The 12,614-nt window shown below is 71.7% G+C and carries 14 protein-coding genes; 11 read left to right on the plus strand and 3 right to left on the minus strand.

Annotated features, from left to right (window positions below):
- Positions 1-11 precede the first annotated feature (11 nt).
- Entirely contained in the window at positions 12-830 is an 819-nt protein-coding gene (gene dapB / locus L0965_RS14960; RefSeq protein WP_101306580.1) for a 4-hydroxy-tetrahydrodipicolinate reductase, read from the plus strand.
- Positions 827-1,276, plus strand: a complete 450-nt coding sequence (locus L0965_RS14965) for a hypothetical protein (protein ID WP_101306579.1) — start codon at positions 827-829, stop codon at positions 1,274-1,276. The genes dapB and L0965_RS14965 overlap by 4 nt, the downstream gene beginning before the upstream one ends.
- Here the strand turns inward: L0965_RS14965 and L0965_RS14970 are convergent, their stop codons facing one another.
- From L0965_RS14970 to L0965_RS14980, 3 genes are all read right to left on the minus strand, one after another.
- The gene (locus L0965_RS14970; RefSeq protein WP_101306578.1) at positions 1,277-2,191 is read right to left on the minus strand and encodes a TIGR01777 family oxidoreductase; all 915 of its coding nucleotides are present in this window, start codon (positions 2,189-2,191) and stop codon (positions 1,277-1,279) included.
- Positions 2,184-2,609, minus strand: a complete 426-nt coding sequence (locus L0965_RS14975; RefSeq protein WP_101306577.1) for an OsmC family peroxiredoxin — start codon at positions 2,607-2,609, stop codon at positions 2,184-2,186. The genes L0965_RS14970 and L0965_RS14975 overlap by 8 nt, the downstream gene beginning before the upstream one ends.
- Positions 2,610-2,696: 87 nt before the next feature.
- The gene (locus tag L0965_RS14980) at positions 2,697-3,131 is read right to left on the minus strand and encodes a thioredoxin family protein (protein WP_060959472.1); all 435 of its coding nucleotides are present in this window, start codon (positions 3,129-3,131) and stop codon (positions 2,697-2,699) included.
- A gap of 77 nt (positions 3,132-3,208) precedes the next feature.
- On the opposite strand from L0965_RS14980, the gene L0965_RS14985 reads away from it, so the two are divergent.
- From L0965_RS14985 to L0965_RS15025, 9 genes are all read left to right on the plus strand, one after another.
- A complete protein-coding gene (locus L0965_RS14985; RefSeq protein WP_157831622.1) occupies positions 3,209-4,051 on the plus strand; it encodes a thymidylate synthase in 843 nt (280 codons plus the stop codon).
- Positions 4,048-4,545, plus strand: coding sequence for a dihydrofolate reductase (locus L0965_RS14990; RefSeq protein ID WP_101306576.1), 498 nt, complete (start codon positions 4,048-4,050; stop codon positions 4,543-4,545). The genes L0965_RS14985 and L0965_RS14990 overlap by 4 nt, the downstream gene beginning before the upstream one ends.
- Before the next feature lie 28 nt (positions 4,546-4,573).
- The gene (locus L0965_RS14995; protein ID WP_101306575.1) at positions 4,574-5,338 is read left to right on the plus strand and encodes an SDR family oxidoreductase; all 765 of its coding nucleotides are present in this window, start codon (positions 4,574-4,576) and stop codon (positions 5,336-5,338) included.
- Between the two features lie 44 nt (positions 5,339-5,382).
- Complete coding sequence (dapA, locus tag L0965_RS15000; RefSeq protein ID WP_060959476.1) at positions 5,383-6,360, plus strand: 4-hydroxy-tetrahydrodipicolinate synthase; 978 nt, start codon at positions 5,383-5,385, stop codon at positions 6,358-6,360.
- A 47-nt stretch (positions 6,361-6,407) separates the two neighbouring features.
- Complete coding sequence (locus L0965_RS15005) at positions 6,408-8,084, plus strand: ribonuclease J (RefSeq protein WP_060959477.1); 1,677 nt, start codon at positions 6,408-6,410, stop codon at positions 8,082-8,084.
- A gap of 31 nt (positions 8,085-8,115) precedes the next feature.
- On the plus strand, positions 8,116-8,610 hold the full coding sequence (locus tag L0965_RS15010) for a GNAT family N-acetyltransferase (RefSeq protein WP_060959478.1): 495 nt from the start codon (positions 8,116-8,118) through the stop codon (positions 8,608-8,610).
- A 108-nt stretch (positions 8,611-8,718) separates the two neighbouring features.
- Positions 8,719-11,406 carry a DNA translocase FtsK gene (locus L0965_RS15015; protein WP_234057998.1) on the plus strand — a complete coding sequence of 896 codons (2,688 nt, stop codon included), beginning with the start codon at positions 8,719-8,721 and terminating at the stop codon, positions 11,404-11,406.
- A gap of 38 nt (positions 11,407-11,444) precedes the next feature.
- Complete coding sequence (gene pgsA / locus L0965_RS15020) at positions 11,445-12,035, plus strand: CDP-diacylglycerol--glycerol-3-phosphate 3-phosphatidyltransferase (protein ID WP_060959480.1); 591 nt, start codon at positions 11,445-11,447, stop codon at positions 12,033-12,035.
- Positions 12,032-12,589 (plus strand): CinA family protein, encoded by a 558-nt coding sequence (locus tag L0965_RS15025; protein ID WP_101306573.1) that lies wholly within the window; start codon positions 12,032-12,034, stop codon positions 12,587-12,589. Before pgsA ends, L0965_RS15025 begins: the two co-directional genes overlap by 4 nt.
- Positions 12,590-12,614 lie beyond the last annotated feature (25 nt).

Raw genomic sequence — 12,614 nt, forward strand, 5'->3', positions numbered from 1 at the left:
AGGCTGGAGCCATGACGACGAGAGTGGCCCTCGTGGGCGGCACCGGCAAGCTCGGTGCGATCATCGCCGGCGTGATCGACGAGATGGACGACTTCGAGACGGTCGCCGTGCTCGGCTCGTCGAGCGACCTCGCCGAGATCGACGCCGCCGACCTCGTCGTCGACGCCTCCACGCCCGGCGTCTCGATCGACGTCGTGCGCGCCGCGATCGAGCGGGGCCGGAACGTGCTCGTCGGAACCTCCGGGTGGTCGACCGAGCGGATCGCGCTCGTGCGCCCGCTCGTCGAGGCGGCCGGCACCGGCGCCGTCTTCATCCCGAACTTCTCGCTCGGCTCCGTCGTCGCGACGGCCATCGCCGCGGCCGCCGCACCGCTGTTCCCCTCGATCGAGATCGTCGAGACCCACCGCGAGACCAAGGTGGACTCGCCGAGCGGCACCGCCGTGCGCACGGCCGAGCTCATCGCCGATGCGCGCTCGGCGGTCGGTCCCGTCGCCTCGCCGCACGTCGATCAGCGCGCCCGCGGCCAGCAGGTGGCGAGCGTGCCGATCCACTCACTGCGACGGCCCGGCGTCATCGCGAAGCAGGAGACGATCCTGTCGGGTCCGGGCGAGTCCCTGTCGATCGTGCACGACACGGTCGACCCGGCCCAGGCGTATGCCCCCGGCATCCGCGTCGCCCTCGTCGCCGCCCGCGATGCGCGGGGGGTGACCATCGGCCTCGACGCGCTCATCGATCTCGGGCTCGGTTCCCGCCGCGACGCGGAGACGGCGGAGGCTCGCGTCGACGAGGGCGCGGTCCCCGGCCAGGTCGCCCGCGTCACCGGAGCATGAACGCCCGCATCGGCGTCGCCGTGATGGCGGTGCTGCTGGCGCTCTACATCGTGCTCGTCGCACAGCGCGCGTGGCTGCTGCTGGTCTCGGGCGAGCCGATCGGCATCGCGATGGGGATCGCCCTCGTGGTGCTGCCGGTCATCGCGGCGTGGGCCCTGTGGCGCGAGCTGGCCTTCGGCCGTGCGGCCGAGCGGCTCGCGAAGCGCCTCGAGGCCGAGCGGGCGCTGCCGGCGGAGGAGCTCGACGTCCGCGTGAGCGGCCGCCCCGACCGGGAACAGGCCGACGCGGTCTTCCCCGTCTACCGCGCGGATGTCGAGCGCCACCCCGACGACTGGCGCGCGTGGTTCCGCCTCGGCCTGGCCTATGACGGCGCCGGCGACCGCCGGCGCGCCCGCGAGGCGATCCGCCGGGCGATCACGATCGAGAAGAACCCGCCGACGGGCTGATCACGCGGGGACGGCGGCGGCCACGGCATCCTCCACCGTGGGGTGGGAGAACGTGAATCCGGATGCCGTGAGCACCTCCGGCACGACGTGCATGTCGCACGTCAGCAAGCCCTCCGCGGCGTCGCGCCCGAGCACGAGCGTGAGCGCCCATTCGGGCACCCGCAGGAGGTAGGGCCGGTTCATCCGGCGTGCGAGGGCGAAGCCGAGATCGTTCGCCGTCGCGCGCTGGGGCCCCGTGAGGTTGACCGGTCCGGTCGTGCCGGTGTCGATGATGTGGCGGATGGCCCGCACCTCGTCGTCCAGCGAGATCCACGGCCACACCTGGGTGCCGCGTCCGAGGGGGCCGGAGAGCCCGAGTCTCGTGAGCAGCAGCAGCGGCTTGAGCACGCCGTCGGCGTGCACGACGGGGGCCGTGCGCAGGGTCGCGACGCGAGCCCGGTCGCCCGCCCCGCGCAGCGCCGCCGTCTCCCATTCGCCGCAGAGGTCGGCGAGGAAGGACTCGCCGCGCGGCGAGGACTCGGTGAGGGTCGCGCCGGGGACGGAGGGGTAATAGCCCACCGCGGACGACGAGACGAAGGCCGGTGCGTCGTCGCCGAGGCTGCGCACGGCCGCGGCGAGCGCCTGGGTCGGCGCGATCCGCGACCACACCAGGTCGTGCTTGTAGCGGCGCGTCCACGGGAAGCGTCCCAGGGTGGCGCCGTTGAGGCCGACGACCGCCCGCGCGCCGGCGAGCACCGCCGGGGGCAGGGGCGTGCGGCCGGGGTCCCAGGTGACCTCGTCGCCGGCCGTGCTCTCGCGACGGACGAGGCGGGTCACCGGGATGCCGTCGGCGCGCAGCGAGTCCAACAGCGCTCGTCCGATGAGGCCGGAGGCGCCGGCGATGACGACGCGGCCCTCGGCGGCGGTGTCAGGCAAGCGTGGCCTCGAGCGTGATCTCGATGCCGGTCAACGCCGCCGACACGGGGCAGCCCGACTTCGCCTCGCCGGCGATGCGCGCGAACTCCTCGGCCGACAGCCCGGGCACGACCGCATTGACGTTGAGGTGCGATCCCGTGATGCCGGTGCCGGGGATGAACGTGACGGATGCCGTCGTCTCGATGCTCTCGGGCGGGGTGCCGTTGCCGGTCAGGGCGTGGGAGAGGGCCATGCTGAAGCAGGAGGAATGGGCCGCGGCCAGCAGCTCCTCGGGCGTCGTGACCGACGCGGAGCCCTCGCTGCGGGCCTTCCAGTCGACCGCGAACGGCCCTTGATTGGAGCTCTCGAAGGCGATCTCTCCGGATCCGTCGGTGAGGGATCCCTTCCAGCTCGTGGACGCTTCGCTCGTGACGCTCATGACTGCTCCTCGATGTCGTGGGGATTCGTTCCCGAGCCTAGACGCGCCCGCCCCGCGACGGAACGGGGGGACGCGTGGAGCGCCCGGTCAGACGGCGGCGGCCGCGGTGACGCGATCGAGCTCGAGCTCGATCGCATTGCGGTTGGGCGTGCCGCCGAAGCGCGTCTGGACGACGCCGTGCCGATCCAGGATGAGCGTCGTCGGCGTCTGCAGCACGTGGAAGTGCTTCGCGATGTCGGGGCGGTGCGTGAGGTCGACGTCGAGGTGGAGGACGCCGTCGTGCGCGTCGGCGATCGATCCCAGCACGCGGTGCACGCCCGGGCAGCGGGAGCACATCTCGGTGCTGAACTGCAGGAGCGTCGCCCGCTCGCCGAGCGCCGGGGCCCCGAGCCGCTGCGGCTCGACGACCTCGTCGGGGTTCTGCCGGCGAGGACGGCTCTGCTTCCAGCGGAGGAAGAGGCCGACGCCGACGGTGACGGCGAGAAGCGCCGTGAGCAGGAGCACGGCATCGACGATGGTCACAATCTGCCACGATACCGCCGCTTCGGGCTTCGAGGCGCGGTGCGCGGGCAGATGACGGGCCGTGCGTAACAGAGCCGATGTCCGCGCACGCCGGTAGTCTGACTGGCGTGACCGCGGCATCCATCCCCACCCCGTACGAGGATCTCCTGCGCGACGTGCTCGCCCACGGCGTGCACAAGGACGACCGCACCGGAACGGGGACCACGAGCGTCTTCGGTCGGCAGATCCGGTTCGACCTCGCGCAGGGCTTCCCGCTCATCACGACCAAGCGCGTGCACCTGAAGTCGATCGTCTACGAGCTGCTGTGGTTCCTGCGCGGCGAGTCGAACGTCGCATGGCTCCAGGAGCACGGCGTGAGCATCTGGGACGAGTGGGCGGATGCCGACGGCGAGCTCGGTCCGGTCTACGGCGTCCAGTGGCGCTCCTGGCCCACGCCGTCGGGTGGTCAGATCGATCAGATCTCGCAGGTCATCGAGCAGATCCGCAGCAACCCCGACTCGCGGCGGCTCATCGTGTCGGCGTGGAACCCGGCGGACATCCCGCAGATGGCGCTGGCTCCCTGCCATGCGCTCTTCCAGTTCTACGTGGCGGACGGCAAGCTGTCGTGCCAGCTGTACCAGCGCAGCGCCGACATGTTCCTCGGGGTGCCGTTCAACATCGCGTCCTACGCGCTGCTGACGCTGATGATCGCGCAGCAGACGGGGCTCGAGCCGGGTGATTTCGTCTGGACCGGGGGCGACTGCCACATCTACGACAACCATGTCGAGCAGGTGCGCGAGCAGCTCTCCCGCGATCCGTATCCGTACCCGCGGCTGTCGTTCGCCCGCACCCCGGCGTCGATCTTCGACTACACGTACGAGGACGTCGTCGTCGAGGACTACCGGCACCACCCCGCGATCCGCGCGGCCGTGGCCGTATGACGCGACTGGGGCTGATCTGGGCCGAGGCGCGCGGCGGCGTCATCGGCAAGGACGGCGGGATGCCGTGGCACGTGCCCGAGGACCTCGCGCACTTCCGCGCCGTGACGACGGGCGCTCCCGTGATCATGGGCCGGCGCACCTGGGAGTCGTTCCCGCCGCGCTTCCGGCCGCTCCCGGGGCGGCGCAACATCGTGGTCAGCCGCGATCCCGGCTGGGCCGACGAGGGCGCCGAGCGGGCCTCCTCGCTGGACGACGCCCTGGCGCTGGCGGCGCCGGAGCCCGAGGTGTGGGTCATCGGCGGCGCGGGACTGTTCGCGGAGGCGATCGCGCGCGCGGACGTGCTCGAGGTGACCGAGCTCGACCTCGAGGTGGACGGCGACACCTTCGCTCCGGTCCGCGCGGGCTGGAGCGTCGCGCGCATCGACCCCGCCGAGGGCTGGACGGTGTCGCGGACCGGCGTCCCCTACCGCTTCCTGACGCTGATCCGTCCCTGATCCTCCCGATCGGCACTAGCGTGGCCCCATGCCCAGGACAGCACTGATCACGGGGGCGAGCTCGGGTCTCGGCGCCGAGTTCGCGCGTCAGCTCGCCGCCCGCGGAGCCGATCTGGTGCTCGTCGCGCGCGATCGCGCCGCACTGGAGGCCCTGGCCGCGCGATTGCGCGCCGACACGGGCGTCGGCGTCGAGGTGCTCGCCGCCGACCTCGTCGCCGACGAGGGACTGGCCGCGGTGGCCGAGCGCGTCGCCGACCGCCGGCATCCGATCGAGATCCTCGTCAACAACGCGGGCTTCGGTCTCGACCTCGACTTCGCCGCGAACGACATCGCCGACGAGCAGCGTCACCTCGACCTGCACGTGCGGGCGACGATGCGCCTGAGCCACGCGGCACTCGGCGGGATGCTCGAACGGGGGAGCGGCCGCGTCATCAACGTCGCCTCCGTCGCGGGCTTCCTGCCGCGCGGAACCTACGGCGCCGTCAAGGCGTGGGTGATCTCGTTCAGCCGCTGGGCGAACGCGGTCTACCGGCCGCGCGGCGTGACGGTCACGGCCGTCTGCCCGGGCTTCACCCACACCGACTTCCACGCCCGTCTGGGACTGCCCCCGGGGGAGGAGGGCATCCCCGCCGCGATGTGGCTGGAGGTCGCCGACGTCGTCCGTGAGGGGCTGCGCGACGCGGCACGCGGCACGGCGGTGTCCATCCCCTCGCTGCGCTACAAGGTGCTCGTCGGCCTCGCACGCGCGCTGCCCGCGCCCTGGGCGGCGCGACTCGCCGCGACCGGGCGGTGACGGCCCGCTCCGACCTCCGCCCCGCGAGCCGCTAGCCTGGAGGCATGACGCACTCGGGCAATCCCTTCGGACAGGTCCTCGTCGCGCTCGTCACCCCGATGACGGCCGACGGTGAAGTCGACTGGCCCGCCGTCGAGAAGCACATCGACGACGTCATCACCGCCGGCGCCGACGGCATCGTCGTCACCGGCACGACGGGGGAGACGAGCACGCTCACCGACCCCGAGAAGCTCACGCTCGTCGAGGTCGGCAAGTCGGTCTCCGCCGGCCGCGCCAAGATCATCACCGGCGGCGGCTCGAACGAGACGGCGCACGCCATCGAGCTCTACAAGGCGAGCGAGAAGGCCGGCGCCGACGGCATCATGATCGTCACGCCGTACTACAACAAGCCGACGCAGGCCGGCATCCTGACGCACTTCCGCCTCGTCGCCGATGCGACCGACCTCCCGGTCATCCTCTACGACATCCCCGGCCGCACCGGGGTGCCGATCAAGTACGAGACCATCCTGCGGCTGGCCAACCATCCGAACATCCTCGCCGTGAAGGACGCCAAGGGCGACTTCAGCGAGGTCAGCCGGGTGCTCAACCAGACCGATCTCATGTACTTCTCCGGCGACGACGCCAATGTGCTCCCGCACCTGTCGATCGGCGCCGCGGGTCTGATCGGCGTGACGGCGAACATCACCGCGACGCCCTACCGCGTCATCGTGGATGCCGTGAACCGCGGCGACCTGGCCACCGCCACGGCCGCCCACCAGCAGCTCGAACCGCTCGTCCGCGCCGTCATGACCCACGTCCCCGGCACGGTGAGCGCGAAGTACATCCTGCACGGACTGGGCCGCATCTCCAGCCCGCGCGTGCGTCTGCCGCTCGTCGGACCCGAAGAGTGGGAGGCCGCCCTCATCGAGGACGAGCTCGCGCTCGTCACGGGCGTCGACGGTGCAGACTTCTCCAACTTCCGACCCGACCGCAACGCCGCCGCCGGCGGCGCGCTCCCCAAGGTCCACGGCACCACCCGCTGAGCGACCGCGATACCGGTGGATGCCGCGGCATCCACGAAAGGCAGACGATGCCCACGACGTTCTCCGAGCCCCCCGCGCTCGCCCCTCAGACCCTCCGCGTGATCCCGCTCGGCGGGCTCGGCGAGATCGGTCGCAACATGACGGTCTTCGAGTACGAGGGCAAGCTCCTCGTGGTCGACTGCGGGGTGCTCTTCCCCGAGGAGCACCAGCCCGGGGTCGACCTCATCCTCCCCGACTTCGAGCCCATCAAGGACCGGCTCGACGACGTCGTGGGCGTCGTGCTCACGCACGGCCACGAGGACCACATCGGCGCGGTGCCCTACCTGCTGCGCCTGAAGAGCGACATCCCCCTCATCGGCTCGAAGCTGACCCTCGCGCTCGTGGAGGCGAAGCTCAAGGAGCATCGCATCAAGGCGTACACCCTCACGGTCGAGGAGGGGCAGGAGGAGCAGGTCGGCCCGTTCGATCTCGAGTTCGTCGCGGTCAACCACTCGATCCCCGACGCGCTCGCCGTCGCGATCCACACGGATGCCGGCACGGTGCTCGCCACGGGCGACTTCAAGATGGACCAGCTGCCGCTGGACGGCCGCCTCACCGACCTCCGCGCCTTCGCCAGCCTCGGCGAGGACGGCGTGGACCTGTTCCTCGTCGACTCGACCAACGCCGACGTCCCCGGCTTCACGCCGCTCGAGCGCGACATCGGCCCGGTGCTCGACCAGGTCATCGCCAAGGCTCCCCGTCGCGTCATCGTCGCGAGCTTCTCCAGTCACGTCCACCGTGTGCAGCAGGTCATCGACGCGGCCGCCGCCAACGGGCGCCGGCTCGCGTTCCTCGGCCGCTCGATGGTGCGCAACATGACCATCGCCGAGGACCTCGGCTATCTGCACGTGCCCGACGGCGTGCTCATCGACTACAAGAAGGCGCAGGACCTGCCGGACGACAAGATCGTCTACATGTCGACGGGGTCGCAGGGCGAGCCGATGGCCGTGCTCAGCCGCATGGCCAACCTCGACCACGCGATCGAGCCCGGTCCGGGCGACACCGTGATCCTCGCCTCGAGCCTCATCCCGGGCAATGAGAACGCGGTGTACCGCGTGATCGACGGCCTCACCAAGCTCGGCGCGAACGTCGTGCACAAGGGCAACGCCAAGGTGCACGTCTCGGGCCACGCCGCCGCCGGCGAGCTGCTCTACTGCTACAACATCCTGCAGCCGCGCAACGTCATGCCGGTGCACGGCGAGTACCGGCACCTCATCGCGAACGCGAAGCTCGCGCAGGACACCGGCATCCCCGCGGAGAACACGATCATCGCGGAGAACGGCACGGTGGTCGACCTCAAGGGCGGCGTCGCCCGCGTCGTCGGCCAGCTCGACCTCGGCTTCGTCTACGTCGACGGCTCGACCGTCGGCGAGATCACGGATGCGGACCTGAAGGACCGCCGCATCCTCGGCGAGGAGGGCTTCATCTCGGTCATCGTCGTCGTGGACGCCGCGACCGGACGGATCATCACGGGCCCCGAGATCCACGCCCGCGGCTTCGCCGAGGACGACAGCGTCTTCGACGACGTCAAGCCGAAGATCGCCGCCGCGCTCACGGAGGCGGCGCAGTCGGGCGTGCGGGACGCCCACGCGCTGTCGCAGGTCGTCCGCCGCACGATCGGCCGCTGGGTCAACCAGCGTCTGCGCCGGCGGCCGATGATCGTGCCGCTCGTCATCGAGGCCTGAGCGGTCGCGGCGGGGCGCTAGCATCGGCTCCATGCCCGTCAGCTTCCGTGTGCGCCCTGCGACGCAGGCCGATGGCGCGTTCCTCGGCGACATGGTCGTCGAGGCGGCGAACTGGCGGCAGGGCGGAGCGCGTCCGCGGCACGAGGTGCTGACGCATCCGGACCACACCCGCTACATCTCGGGCTGGATGCGGCCCGGCGATGCCGGCTTCATCGCCGTCGACGCGCAGGACGATCCGCTCGGAGCGGCCTGGTACCGGATGCTGCCGCGCACCGACCCCGGCTTCGGCTACATCGGCACGGGCGTGCCCGAGCTCATCATCGGCGTGCGTCCGATCTGGCGAGCCCACGGCGTCGGCCGGGCCCTGCTCCAGCGGCTCTGCGAGCACGCCCGGGCGCAGGGCTACGGCCGGATCAGCCTGTCGGTCGAGCGGGGCAACTACGCCCAGTCGCTCTACCGCAGCGAGGGCTTCGCCGTCACGCAGGCCGGCCACGGTCGCGACACGATGGTCAAGCGCCTGCGCTGATCCCCGGCGGGGCCGGCGAGGCCGGCGCGATCCGGAAGGCGGCGCCGGATGCGGGCTCGGGCCGCGTCAATCCGGCGATCCGGGGTCCCCGCGGCCTACCGTGGAGTAATGGCACGATCCACGAGCACGCCCACGAACGCCCGCGCGTCCGCGAAGGGCTCCTCGTCGCGTGCCCGCAAGCCCGCGCCGGCACCCAAGAAGTACGTCGACGAGGAGGAGCACCCGCCCGTCGCCGTGCGCGCGTGGCTCGGCGTCGCCCATGCCGTCGGCGGAATGTTCCGGGCGTTCGGCCAGGAGACGCTCGAAAAGGACCAGCGTCGCGACGGCTTCCCGTTCCTGCTCGTGCTGCTGGCGACGGCCGGTGCCGTGGTCGAGTGGTTCCTCATCGGGACCGACGTCGGCACGACCATCAGCGCGTTCACCGTCGGCGCGCTCATCGGGCGCGTCGCGTTCATCATGCCCGTGCTGCTGATGCTGCTGGCCGGGTGGCTCTTCCGGCATCCGCCGTCGGTGCACGACAACGGTCGCATCGGCATCGGGTTCGGCCTGTTCGTCCTGGCGATCGCGGGTTTCTGCCACGTCGCCGGGGGGCGTCCGCAGCCGCGCGAGGGACTTCCCGCGCTCAGCACCGCGGGTGGCCTGTTCGGGTGGACCGTGGGCGAGCCGCTCACGCTGCTGACGGAGATCGGCGCCTATCTGGTGCTCGCCGTCGTCACCTTCTTCAGCGTGCTCATCATCACCAAGACCCCGCCGAACCGGATCGGGCGGCGTCTCGGCGACCTGTACGCGTGGATGTTCGGCGCGGAACGGCCGGAGTCGGCACCCGCGGGCGAGACCGCGCCGACCGTCGCCTTCGCCGAGGGCGAGGACGCCGCGCAGAAGGAGCTGCCCTGGTGGCGCCGCAACAAGTCGGGACGCGAGGAGGACGTCGACGGTCATCTGGGCTCCGACGACCTGACGGCCCTTCTGGACACCACCGGCGACGGCGGCTTCGAGCAGGCGGTCGCGGTGCCGCCCGTCCCGCCGCTGCCCCTTGCCGACGCGCCCACCGAGATCATCGACCCCTCGGTGATCGCGAACGCGAAGAAGGCCGCCCGCCGTGCCGACACCGGCATCCGGGAGGACAGCGGCGAGATCATCCTCGACGACGGCACGCTGCCCGGCATCTCCGCCCTCGGCGACGACCACGACGGTCGCCCGCCGCAGGCGCCCTACGTGCTGCCCTCGGTGGCGGCGCTGGCGCAGGGAACGCCGCCGAAGGCGCGTTCCGAGGCGAACGACCGCGTCGTCGCGGCGATCATGGGCGTGTTCGAGCAGTTCGGCGTGGACGCCCGCGTCACGGGCTTCTCGCGCGGACCGACGGTCACCCAGTACGAGATCTCCCTCGGCCCGGGCGTCAAGGTCGAGCGCATCACGGCGCTGACCAACAACATCGCCTACGCCGTCGCCTCCAACGAGGTCCGCATCCTCGCGCCCATCCCGGGCAAGAGCGCGATCGGCGTGGAGATCCCCAACACCGACCGTGAGATCGTCACCCTCGGCGACGTGCTGCGCTCCCCGGCCTCCACGGGCCAGACCCATCCGATGACGATCGGCGTCGGCAAGGACGTCGGCGGCGGGTACGTCGTCGCGAACCTCGCGAAGATGCCCCACCTGCTCGTGGCCGGTTCCACAGGCTCGGGCAAGTCGAGCTTCGTGAACTCGATGATCACGAGCCTCCTCATGCGCGCCAAGCCCTCCGAGGTGCGGATGGTGCTGATCGACCCCAAGCGCGTCGAGCTCACGAGCTACGCCGGGGTGCCGCACCTCATCACGCCCATCATCACGAACCCGAAGAAGGCCGCCGAGGCGCTCCAGTGGGTCGTGAAGGAGATGGACATGCGCTACGACGACCTCGCGTCGTTCGGCTTCCGTCACATCGACGACTTCAACCGGGCCGTGGTCGCGGGCGAGATCAACCTCCCCGTCGGCAGCGAGCGCGTGCTCAAGCCCTACCCCTACCTGCTGGTCGTCGTCGACGAGCTCGCCGACCTCATGATGGTGGCCCCTCGCGACGTCGAGGACTCGATCGTGCGCATCACCCAGCTCGCTCGCGCGAGCGGCATCCACCTCGTGCTCGCCACGCAGCGCCCCTCCGTCGACGTCGTGACCGGTCTCATCAAGGCGAACGTCCCGTCGCGGCTCGCGTTCGCCGTCACGAGCGTCACCGACTCCCGCGTCATCCTCGACCAGCCCGGCGCCGACCGCCTGATCGGCCAGGGCGACGGCCTGTTCCTCCCGATGGGCGCCTCGAAGGCCATCCGCGTGCAGGGGGCGTGGGTCGCCGAGAGCGAGATCGAGAAGGTCGTCACCCACGTCAAGAACCAGGCGCGACCCGACTATCGCGCCGACGTGCAGGCGGTCGCCGAGAAGAAGGAGATCGACGCCGACATCGGGGACGACCTCGACCTGCTGCTGGCGGCGGCCGAGCAGATCATCTCGACGCAGTTCGGGTCGACGTCGATGCTGCAGCGCAAGCTCCGCGTCGGCTTCGCCAAGGCCGGACGACTGATGGACCTCCTGGAGTCCCGCGAGATCGTCGGCCCCTCGGAGGGCTCGAAGGCCCGCGACGTCCTCGTCACACCGGACCAGCTCCCCGAGGTGCTCGCGCGCCTCCGCGGCGATGATCCGCCGGCGGCGGCGGCGGCGACCGACCCGTACGGTCCGGATGCCGTGACCTCGCAGTTCGAGGGCCTCGAGGTCGTGGACGGCGACGAGGGCTCCGAGGATACTTGGGGTCTGACCGGCCGCGATTGAGCGCGGCGACGCGGCGAGCCCGCGGGTAGGCTCGGCTCGTGGCGATTCCCCGGCAGCTCCCGAACGCGATCACGATCGTGCGCATCCTGTGCGCACCGGTCTTCCTCTGGATGCTCCTCGCCGACCAGGGCGCCGACGGGGCCCTGCGCTGGTGGGCGGGCGCGCTGTTCATCGTGGCCATCGCGACCGACGGCATCGACGGCTACCTCGCCCGCCGGTACGAGATCGTCACCGACCTGGGCAAGCTCCTCGATCCCATCGCCGACAAGGCGCTCACCGGCTGTGCGTTCGTCGGCCTCTCCCTCCTGGGCGAGCTGCCCTGGTGGGTCACGATCCTCGTGCTGGTGCGCGAGGTGGGCATCACGGTGCATCGCCTCGTCGTCGCGAGCGACCACGTCGTGGCCGCCGCGTGGATGGGCAAGCTCAAGACGGTGGCCCAGGCCGTCGCGCTCTCGCTCGCGCTGCTGCCGCTGTGGACCCTCGTCGGCGACGGGATCCACGTGGTCAACACGATCGCCATGGTCATCGCGGTCGTCCTCACCGTCGCGAGCGGTCTCGACTACGTCGTGACCGAGGTGCGCGGCGCGCGCGCGTCGCGGGCGGCCGGATCCGGGGAGCCCCGGCGATGACCGCGTCGCCCACCCCCGCGTCCGGCGAGACCGGCCTCGCCGACGACCTCGAGAGCACCCTCGTCTCGGTCGGTCGCCGCACCGACCCCGAGCGCCTCGTGGCCCGATTGGGGGAGCTGGGCTGGACCATCGCCGCCGCGGAGTCGCTCACGGGCGGTCTCGTCGCCGCCTCCATCGTCTCGGTGTCGGGCGCGTCGCGGGTCTTCCGCGGCGCGGTGGTCGCCTACGCGACCGACGTCAAGGCGAGCCTGCTCGGGGTGGAGCAGCACCTCCTCGACGCGCACGGGCCCGTCCACCCGCGGGTCGCGAGCCAGATGGCCGAGGGGGCCCGCCGCGCCCTCGGACGCGACGGTGTTCCGGCCGACGTCGGCATCGCGACCACCGGCATCGCCGGCCCGGTCTCGTCCGACGGGCAGCCGGTGGGAACCGTGCACATCGCCGTCGCGACGCCCCTGGGCTCGCGGGTCGAGTCGGTGCAGCTCGACGGCGACCGGGACGGCATCCGTGCCGAGACCGCGGCGCGCGCCATCCGACTGGTGCTCGACGCGCTCTGACGCGCCCGCCCGCGCGCGGGCGATG

The organism is Microbacterium sp. NFH-22A-Y, from assembly GCF_021401375.1.
Lineage (GTDB): Bacteria > Actinomycetota > Actinomycetes > Actinomycetales > Microbacteriaceae > Microbacterium > Microbacterium hominis.